This window comes from Pseudomonas sp. GW456-L12, assembly GCF_059424045.1.
In genome coordinates this window covers 148,045-157,668 of record NZ_JBWKZA010000013.1, presented here as the reverse complement: position 1 = coordinate 157,668, position 9,624 = coordinate 148,045, and the positions used below count along the sequence as shown (strand labels likewise).

General features: G+C 65.3%; 8 protein-coding genes. 2 read left to right on the top strand and 6 right to left on the bottom strand.

Annotation, left to right across the window (positions count from 1 at the left end; all coding sequences use genetic code 11):
• From AC07Y9_RS18195 to AC07Y9_RS18175, 5 genes are all read right to left on the bottom strand, one after another.
• A partial coding sequence (locus AC07Y9_RS18195; RefSeq protein WP_102690470.1) for a type I secretion system permease/ATPase occupies positions 1-1,378 on the bottom strand: 1,378 nt, incomplete at its 3' end.
• Between the two features lie 218 nt (positions 1,379-1,596).
• On the bottom strand, positions 1,597-2,217 hold the full coding sequence (locus tag AC07Y9_RS18190) for a heme acquisition protein HasA (RefSeq protein ID WP_007928863.1): 621 nt from the start codon (positions 2,215-2,217) through the stop codon (positions 1,597-1,599).
• Positions 2,218-2,298: 81 nt separating this feature from the next.
• Positions 2,299-4,983 carry a TonB-dependent receptor gene (locus AC07Y9_RS18185; protein WP_102679496.1) on the bottom strand — a complete coding sequence of 895 codons (2,685 nt, stop codon included), beginning with the start codon at positions 4,981-4,983 and terminating at the stop codon, positions 2,299-2,301.
• 132 nt (positions 4,984-5,115) lie between these two features.
• Positions 5,116-6,120 carry a FecR family protein gene (locus AC07Y9_RS18180; RefSeq protein ID WP_102679495.1) on the bottom strand — a complete coding sequence of 335 codons (1,005 nt, stop codon included), beginning with the start codon at positions 6,118-6,120 and terminating at the stop codon, positions 5,116-5,118.
• Between the two features lie 63 nt (positions 6,121-6,183).
• A complete protein-coding gene (locus AC07Y9_RS18175; protein ID WP_007928868.1) occupies positions 6,184-6,702 on the bottom strand; it encodes an RNA polymerase sigma factor in 519 nt (172 codons plus the stop codon).
• Between the two features lie 256 nt (positions 6,703-6,958).
• Here AC07Y9_RS18175 and aroQ point away from each other — a divergent pair, with 256 nt between their 5' ends.
• Both aroQ and AC07Y9_RS18165 read left to right on the top strand, forming a co-directional pair.
• A complete protein-coding gene (gene aroQ, locus AC07Y9_RS18170) occupies positions 6,959-7,408 on the top strand; it encodes a type II 3-dehydroquinate dehydratase (protein ID WP_053262762.1) in 450 nt (149 codons plus the stop codon).
• Entirely contained in the window at positions 7,405-8,259 is an 855-nt protein-coding gene (locus tag AC07Y9_RS18165; protein WP_087091921.1) for a shikimate dehydrogenase, read from the top strand. The genes aroQ and AC07Y9_RS18165 overlap by 4 nt, the downstream gene beginning before the upstream one ends.
• Before the next feature lie 75 nt (positions 8,260-8,334).
• On the opposite strand, the gene AC07Y9_RS18160 is transcribed toward AC07Y9_RS18165, so the two are convergent.
• Positions 8,335-9,534 (bottom strand): benzoate/H(+) symporter BenE family transporter, encoded by a 1,200-nt coding sequence (locus AC07Y9_RS18160; protein WP_102679494.1) that lies wholly within the window; start codon positions 9,532-9,534, stop codon positions 8,335-8,337.
• Positions 9,535-9,624 lie beyond the last annotated feature (90 nt).

Here is a 9,624-nt window from a genome sequence, read left to right as displayed (position 1 = left end):
TGTCATAGCCTTGCGGCAGTTGCAGGATCAGCTGATGCACCCCGGCCATCTGCGCCGCCGCCAGGACCTGGTCAGAGTTCACCTCGCCAAAGCGCGCGATGTTCTCGGCGATGCTGCCGGCGAACAGCTGGATATCCTGGGGCAGGTAACCGATGTGCGGGCCGAGTTGCTGGCGATCCCATTGGCTCAGTTCCGCGCCATCGAGGCGGACCTTGCCGGCCAGCGGTGTCCAGGCCCCCACCAGCAACCGCGCCAGGGTCGACTTGCCGCAACCCGAGGGGCCGATGACTCCCAGCACCTGCCCGGCCGGCAGGCTGAAACCCAGGTTGGCCAGGGCCGGACGGCGACTGCCGGGGGCGCAGGCGCTCAGTTGCTCGACGCTCAGTTCGCCCTTGGGCGTGGGCAGGCTCATGCGCGCCGGGCGTGGCGGATTGGCCTGCAGCATCTCTGACAACCGCGCATAGGCCAGGCGCGCCGAACTCCACTGTTTCCACACGGCAATCAACTGGTCGATGGGGCTGAGCACCCGGCCCATCAGGATCGAACCGGCGATCATCATCCCCGGGGTGATTTCCCCCTGCACCGCCAGCAGCGCGCCAAGGCCCAGCACCAAGGATTGCAGGGCCAGGCGCACGCCCTTGGACCAGGCACTGATCAGCGCGGTCTTTTCACTGGCCAGGTTCTGCTGGGCGAGGAACACCTGGTGCCCAGCGAACCAGCGCGCGCGCAGCGCGGCAAGCATGCCCATGGCTTCGATGGCGTCGGCGTTGCGCAGGTTGGCCGTGGCCTGCTGGCTGGTGCTGATGGACAGCTGGCTGGCCTCGGCCAGCGGCGCCTGGCAGATGTGCTGGTTGATCCAGGCCAGGGCCACCAACAGCAGCGCGCCGCCCAGGGCCAGCAGGCCAAGCCAGGGGTGAAACATAAAGATCACCAACAGGTAGACCGGAAACCACGGCGCGTCGAAAAACGCGAACAGCGCATTGCCGGTGGCGAACTGGCGCAGGGCCGTCAGGTCATTCAGGGCCTGGCCGGCGGCTTGCGGGCTGCCCTTGAGCTGGGCCTCGAAGGCCGCGTCGTAGACCCGCTGGTTCAGGCGCATGTCCATCTGCGTGCCCAGGCGGATCACCACCTGGCTGCGCACCCACTCCAGGGCACCCATCAGGCCGAACAGGCCGACGATCATCAGCGTCAGCATCAACAGGGTCATCTGGTTGCCGGACGCCAGCACCCGGTCGTACACCTGCAGCATGTACAGCGCGGGCGCCAGCATCAGCAGGTTGATCACCGCCGAGAACAGGCCGATGTTGAAGAAGCCGCTTTTATAGGCGGCCAGGGCCGCCAGCGTCTCGGAACCGGCAAGTGGGTTCGGCCTGCTCATCGAGGTGTCCTGTTGGGAGTCGAGAAATACACCGCCACCCGCTCCGGCGGAGCGGGTCGGCAAGAGGCGCGCCGCGTGCGTTGACAGCCATCGCGGCGCTCCCCAGAATTTGCCACCGCCGCCGCCCTGGCCTTCGAAAACTCGGGCGACGGGGGTGATTCAAGCGAACGAATGGAAGAGCGATCTTTCATTCGTTTTTTTATGCCTCAAGCGGCCATTCAGGCTGCCAGCGCCCAGTCCTGGGCCACGTCCTGCACACCCACCAGGCCGATGTCGGCCGCGGCGGCGGATGCCGGGGCAACGTGGGCGACACCGGCCGCGGCCAAGTCGTCGAACGTCGAGTTGACCGACAGGTTCGGGCTGATCGCCTTGAGCAGGGCATCGATCTCGCCGGCCAGCGCCGAGCTGTCGCCGCTCATCAGGCCATACACCACCTTGTGCACTTCGCCGGCACGGCCTTCGTCGCGCAGGCTATTGAGGCCCAGGTTGGTGAAGCTGACTTCCTGGCTGACCAGGTCGTAGCCGCCGGCGCTCGGGCCACCGGTCAGGGTGTCGCCCAGCGAGACGGTGTTCAGGTTGCCCCACAGGGTGTGGCTCGGGCTCTCGAACAGGGTGTAGTTCAGGTTGCCTTCGGCCACGAACGCGGCGTCGCTGTTGGTGCTTTTCAGGGCGTACTCGGTACCCGAGAACGGGCCCGGGTTGAAGCCGCCGGTGTTGGTGCCATCGACCACCTGGCCCGGGCGATGGTTGACGTCGCCAAAGTAGGCCGACCAGTCATTGAGGTAGTTCGCAACGCTGACGCCGCCGTAGGTAGCGCTGTAGGAAATGGAAATGCTCATGCAAAACTCCAGTACATAGGTTGGTCACTCCGCAGCGAGCCGATGCCCGCTACGGTTTTGCCCTTCTCTGGGCAAAAGCGGTCAGAACTGATATTCGAGGGTGCCCTGCAAGGTGCGGCCACGCCCCAGGGTGAAAGCCAGCACGTCGCCCATGGGCACCAGGTAGGCGCGGTCGGTGACGTTCTCCATCGCCAGGCGCAGGGTCAGTTCTTCGGTGGCGCGGTAGCTGCCGTACAGGTCGTAAACGGTGTAGGACTTCCAGTCCGCGGGGTAGACGCTGGTGGTGGTACGGGTGTTGCTGCCGCCTTCCGAGTAGCCCGCGCTGTAGCGGGCTCGGGCGCCGATATCCAGCTTGCGCTCGAAGAAGCGCGCGCCCAGGGTCAAGGTGCCACGGTCCATCGGCATGTGTTCGGCCGAGCCGAGGATCGCGCTGCAATGGCTGGCGCTGTTGGCCTGCTCGTCCGGGCGCATGCCGACCACCGGGGCGCGGCCGGCCGTGCTGTTCTTCACGGTCTGGGTCACCCCGCCCAGCCACGCGGTCTTCGAGCAGAAGTCGTTGCTGCCGATCATGTGGGTGTAGGCCAGCTGCCCATAGGCGCGCCCGGCGTCGTAGTCGAGCTGGTACTCCACGCCCTTGAAGCGGGTGTCCTGCAGGTTGTTGACGTAGGCGCTGTTGCCGATCCCGGCCATGCCGTAGCCGGGGGGCTGCACGCCCATGTTCATGAAGATGAAGTCTTCGACGCGGGTGTCGAAGTACGCGACCTTGATCCCCAGCCGGTCATCGTCGAACCACAGGTTTTCCTTGAACACATTGACCCCGGCTTCCCAGGTGGTGGAACGCTCCGGGCGCAGGAAGGGGTTGGGGTACATGCTTTCGGCGCCACCGCCGTGGGGCCGGCCGGTGATCAGGGTCTCGGTGATCGCCGGCGGACGCCAGCCCTTGCCGTAGCTGGCGAACAGTTGCAGCCAGTCCACGCCGGGCTTGATCGACAGGCCGAAGGTCGGCGAGAAACGCCCTTCCTCGGTGTCCACGTCATAGTTGACCGGCACCGTGGTTTGCCGGGTGGTGCCGAGAATGAAGGTGCGGGTATTGATCCCGGTATCGCCGCGCAGCCGGTAACGGTCATAGCGCAACCCGGCGTTCAGGTTCAGCCAGCCGTCGTAGTCGTAGTCCAGGCGCGCGAACAGGCTGCCGAGTGCGCGGTCGCCCTTGGGTGTCATGCCTTCCGAGGCCGGGGCGTTCACCGCCGAACCGCTCGCCACCGGCTGGCTGGAGTCCGGGCGCACCTTGTCGTAGAAGAACTCCAGGCCGTAGTTGGCTTTGAGCGTCGACAGCTCGCCGAGGGCGAAGCTCGAGGTGTTCTGCGCCTGGGCGCCGTAGGTGTCGGTCTGGTAGGTGATCGAATATCCGGGAGTGATGCCCCGTTGCAGGGTGCTCTGGTCGTTACGGTTGTCGACGTAATAGAGCTTGGCCTTGAAGTCCACCAGCGGGTTGTCCGGGGTGTAGCTGTAGTCGAGGGCGAAGTTCTGCGAGCGCACATCGCTGCTGCCCAGCTTCTCCCACAGCTGATCCTTCTCGGTGTTGAGCATGTTGGCGTCGTCGTAGGACACCTGGGTGGTCAGGTAGCTGAACTGCAGGCGCTGGTCCTGGGGCAGGTTCAGCCCGAGCTTGGCCAGGCGCGAGCGCATCACCGAAGCGGAATAGGCCACCGGCGAGTTCTTCACCCGGTCGTTGATCGAAGGGTCCCGCCAGCCGCCGGTGCGCAGTTCGCCGATGCTGCCGCGGGTTCCCGGGTCGTAGTCGCCCAGGTGCCGCTCGCTGGCGGCGACCAGCATGTCCCAGACTTCAGTGCCGATGGCGAAGGCCGAACTGCCGATAAAATGCGTGCCGTTGCTGCGCCCGCCCAGGCCGCTGGTCAGGCGGATGCGCCCGCCCATTTCCTCGCCCGGCTTGATCAGGTCGCGGGCTTCCAGGGTGCGGAAATTGGCGATCCCGCCGATCACCCCGGCACCGCCCATGCTGGAGGTCGCGCCCTTCTCGATCACCACCTCGGAGAGCAGCTCAGGGTCGACATACAAGGTTCCGTTGCGTTGCTGGTGGCCGCTCTGCTGGTAGTTCTGGCGCATGCCGTCGACCGCCATGTTGACCCGGCCGTAATCCTGGATGCCGCGGATGTTCACCGACAGGCCGGGGTCCTGCTGGCTGACCGCCGAATACACGCCGCTGGTTTCTTCCAGCATGTCCGCCGCGTGCCGAGGTGGATTGCGGTCCAACTGCTCGCGGCTGACGACGCTCACCGAACGCGGCGCGCTGTAGACCCAGTCGCTTTGGCGCCCTTCGAGGTTGCCGGACACGGTGGTGGTGGCCAGGGCCAAAGCGCCCTGGTGCTCGGCGGCGACGCGGTTCAGGGTGACCTGGCTGTCGCCGGTGAAGCGGTATTCCACCGGCGCGTTGCCCAGCAGCCGCGCCAACCCTTCCTGGACGCTGTAGCTGCCCTTGAGCGGCGAACTGTGCAGGCCCTTGAGGCGCTGGCTGTCGAATAGCACTTGCAGCCCGGCCTGTTCGGCGAAGGCCAGCACGGCGCTGTCCAGGGCCTGGGCAGGAATGTCGAACATCAGGCGGCTTTGCTGCTCGGCACCGGCAACCGCGACCCCCTGCGCCGCATGCGCCAACCCGGCATCGAGCAGCAGCCCCGCGGCGCCCAGATGAATAGCCAGGGCCAACCGGCTTGCGGCGTGAACTCCAGTGCGACTGCTTACCCTCATATCCGTATTCCTGCGCTGGCTGCTTTTTATTGATGCGAATGCATCTCAATTAGCTAGACGTGCCAGGCAGGAAAACTCAGTAAGGTTTTTTCCAACTATTTTTCACGGGGAGGAAAGCGGCGGCGCCAGGCCTCAGTAAATCAGGCTGACGCCGGCCAGATCGAAGTGCCGCACCTGCAGTTCCCGGGTCAGGGTGGCCAGGGCAGTGTCGAGCATGTCCAGGCGGAACACTCCGCTGACCTGACGCTGGGCCAGGGCTTCGTTACCCAATACCACCCGGCCGGGGCGATAACGATTGAGCTGTTCGATCACCAGCGCCAGCGGCTGGCGATCGAACACCAGCACGCCACGCCGCCAGCTCGTGGCCCGTTGCAGATCCAGGCCATCCAGAGTGACCACCCCCGACAGCGGGTTGTAGCGGGCGCTCTGCCCTTCCTGCAGGACCCGCTCGGAAGCGCCCTGCTGCGCCGGCGTATCCAGGCTTACGGCAACGCTGTGTTGCAGCACGCCGACCCAAGCCTGCTGGCTGCTTTCACGCCCCACCACGAAGCGCGTGCCCAGGGCGCGGGTCTGCCCGCCGGCACTCTCGACCACAAAAGGGCGGGACTCCTCGCCGCCCATGGGCGCCACGTCGAACACCGCGGAGCCGGCGAGCAAATGCACCTGGCGCTGGGCCTGGTTGAAATCGAGGCGAATGGCGCTGGACGAATCCAGCTCCACGGTGCTGCCGTCGGCCAGGTGCACGGTGCGCACTTCGCCTTTGCCGGTGAGATAGTCGGCCTGCATCCGCAGCAAGGCGTGCGGCCCTTGCCACCAGCCGAGCGCGACAGCCAGCACCAGCACCGCCGCGCTGGCCGCCCGTGGCAGGAAACGCCGGCGGCGCGGCCGCTGAACCGCCGTGGCCCTGGCGGTGGGCGCGCGACGCGGCTGCGCCAGTTCCGGCTCCAGGCGCAGCTCACCCAGCGCGTCCCAGGTCCGCCGGGCAAACGCCAGCGCCGGGGCGTGGCGCGGGTCCCGCGCTTGCCATTGCTCCAGCTCGGCCTGCTCGGCGGCGCTCAGTCCACCGGCATGCAAACGCACCGCCCAGTCGGCGGCGGCCTCAGTGATACTGCGCTCTTGCGGACCCTGGCTATTCACGTGTGAATCTCGATTTCTCGTTATATATAAGCAGTGACGACTGACCCCGGGGTTTACCGTAACTCACTCGTCGGCCGCCCGACCGCCGGTAGCCAGGCGCTGCATCACATGGGCCAGGGCCCTGGACAGGTGTTTCTGCACCGAGCTGTCGGAAATCTCCAGATGCCTGGCCACTTCGGCGTGGGTCATGCCTTCGATCCGGTTCAAGCGGAAGATCTCCTGAGTGCGCGGCGGCAACTCCAGAATGGCCTGCTTCAATGCCTTGCGCTGTTGCTGCGCCATCGCCTGAGCCTCCAGACCGGCCTGCTCGTCTTCGATCTCGGCCAGGGCTTCATGGGGCACGGTGTCGGTCTTGCGCCGCGCCTCCTGACGGACATGGTCGATCAGCAGATTGTTCGCCGTGCGGTAGAGATAGCCCTGGGAATTGTCGATGCGCTCGCCGCGCGTCTGTTCGGCCAGCCGCAGGAAACTCTCCTGCACCAGATCAGCGGCCAACTGCGGGTCCCGTACCTTGCGCGCCAGGTACCCACGCAAGGTAGCGGCATGCTTGAGAAACAGCCCCTTGAGATCCACGTCCGACAAACCGACTCCCTGGAACTTGAAGGAAATTGGCCGGCATCTTACGGCTTACTAAGAATTATTTTCAATTGATATGAATACGCATCTTCTGCCGAGAAGGTGAAAGAACTTCTCCACTCATCCGGGTAGTGTTCGATTATCGAACCATTATTTCGGGGCTGTCTCCCGGCTCATTGACCAAATTAACTAGTTAGTACAATTTAGCCCCAGCCGCTGGCCGCTCAAGCCACGTCCACAATAACAACGGAGAATTCCCCCCATGCGCCCTATCGTTCTGGTGCTCAACGGCCCGAACCTGAACCTGCTCGGCACCCGCGAACCCGCCACCTATGGTCACGAGACCCTGGCCGACATTTCCGCCCAGTGCGGACGTGCCGCCGAGGAGTTCGGCCTGACTGTGGAGTTTCGCCAGACCAACCACGAAGGCGAACTGCTGGACTGGATTCACGGCGCCCGTGGCCGTTGCGCCGGGATCGTGATCAACCCGGCGGCCTGGACCCACACCTCGGTGGCGATCCGCGATGCCCTGGTGGCCAGTGAGTTGCCGGTGATCGAAGTGCACCTGTCGAACGTCCACGCCCGCGAACCGTTCCGTCATCACTCCTTTGTCTCGGGCATCGCCCTGGCAGTAATGTGCGGCTTTGGCAGCCATGGCTATCGCCTGGCACTGGCGCATTTCAGCCAGCGCTTTCAAGGAGCCCAGGCATGACCCAGCAGCACACCGTACTGGCCGGACTGATCGGCGCCGGCATCCAGGCCTCGCGCACCCCGGCGCTGCATGAGCACGAAGGCGACGCCCAGGGCCTGCGTTATCTGTACCGGCTGATCGACCTGGACCAGCTGCAGCTCGACAGCAACGCCCTGCCCGACCTGCTGCTGGCCGCCGAGCGCATGAACTTCACCGGGTTGAATATCACCTTCCCGTGCAAGCAAAGCATCATCCCGCTGCTCGACGAGCTGTCGCCGGAAGCCCGCGGCATCGGCGCGGTGAACACCGTGGTGCTCAAGGATGGCAAGCGCATCGGCCACAACACCGATTGCCTGGGTTTTGCCGAAGGTTTCCGTCGCGGCTTGCAAGGCGTGGCCCTGTCGCGCGTGGTGCAGATGGGTGCCGGCGGTGCCGGTGCGGCGGTGGCCCATGCGCTGCTCAGCGAAGGCGTGCAACAGTTGCATATCTTCGATGTGGAAAGTGCCCGCGCCCAGAGCCTGGCGGATAACCTCAACCAGCATTTCGGCCCCGGCCGGGCCAAGGCCGGCGTCGACCTGCCCGCCACCCTGGCTGCCGCCGACGGCCTGGTGAACACCACACCCGTGGGCATGGCCAAGCTGCCGGGCATGCCGGTACCGGTCGAGTTGCTGCGCCCCGGATTGTGGGTCGCGGAGATCGTCTACTTCCCCCTGGAAACCGAGCTGCTGCGCAACGCCCGAGCCCTCGGTTGCCGAACCCTGGACGGCGGCAACATGGCGGTGTTTCAGGCGGTGAAGGCGTTCGAACTGTTCAGCGGCGTGGCGCCGGATGCCCAGCGCATGCTCGCGCATTTCCAGAGCATGAATGGCTGACAGTGCCTGACCGGGTCAGTGCGGGGCTGTGATCGGCTCCGCTCTCGGCACACTCCCCGCGGCCATGCATGGCGATTAGGCGCGCTCATGGCGACCGGCTGGCCGCAGCCGTCCGTGCATCACGCCGTGCGCCAGCAACCCCGCCAGCAAGCCCCAGAATGCGCCGCCCAACCCGAACAAGGTGATATTGGCGGCGGTCGCCAGGAAGGTGATCAAGGCGGTTTCCCGGCCACTCGGCTCGACCAGCGCGGTGGCGAGGCTGCCGCCGATCGCGCCCAGCAGGGCCAGGCCCGCCAGGGTGGTGATAAAGGTCGCCGGCAGGACCACGAACAGCGCCGCCAGGGTGCTGCCGAAGATCCCCACCAGCAGATAGAACACCCCACACGCGAGCCCGGCCAGATAACGCTTGGCCGGTTCTTCATGCGCCTCCTTGCCCGTGCAGATGGCAGCGGTAATGGCGGCGACGTTGAACGCATGGGAACCGAACGGCGCCATCAGCAAGGAGCCCAGGCCGGTCGCCGTGAGAATCGGATTGGCACTGGTCTTGAACCCATCGTTGCGCAGCACCAGCATGCCGGGCATGTACTGGCCGGTCAGGGTGATCAGAAACAACGGCAGGGCCACGCTCAGCAGCGCATTCAGCGAGAACACCGGCACGGTCAGCACCGGCAGGGCCGGCTTGAGTTCGAGGCTGGCGAAACTGACCTGCCCCAACCCGAGCAACAGCACGATACCGATCAGCAACACCCCGACAATCGCATAACGCGCGGTAAAGCGCCGTAGCAGTACATAGCTGAGCAGCAGCGCGCCCACCAGCAAAGGATCGACCCCCGCGCCGTCGAAAGCACCAATCCCGAAGCGCAACAGAATACCCGCCAGCAGGCCCGCCGCGATCCCCGGCGGGATCAGCTTCACCACCCGCTCGAAATAACCCGACATGCCCAGCACCACGAAGCCGGCAGCCGACAGCATGAAGGCGCCGATCATTTCCGGGTAAGGCGTGCTCGGCAGTACCGCGATCAGGAAGGCCGCGCCCGGTGTCGACCAGGCGGTAATGATCGGCTCGCGATAGCGATAGCTCAGCCAGGCGCCGGTCAGGCCAACGCCGATAGAGATCGACCAAATCCACGAGGCGGTCTGCTCCGGGCTCAGCCCGGCCGCCTTGGCCCCCTGGAAAACCAGAATGAAGGTTCCCCCGTAATTGACGATGACCGAGATCAGCGCGGCAACGCTTGGATGCAGCAGGTCAGCGATTCTGATGCTGGCGGTTTTCATCGGGGCAACCCTCTGGCTGTGTTGGCAAGGCGAGGGAGTATCCGCAGGTAATGGCCTGTATAAAATATCCACTTTCGATCAATATCCCAG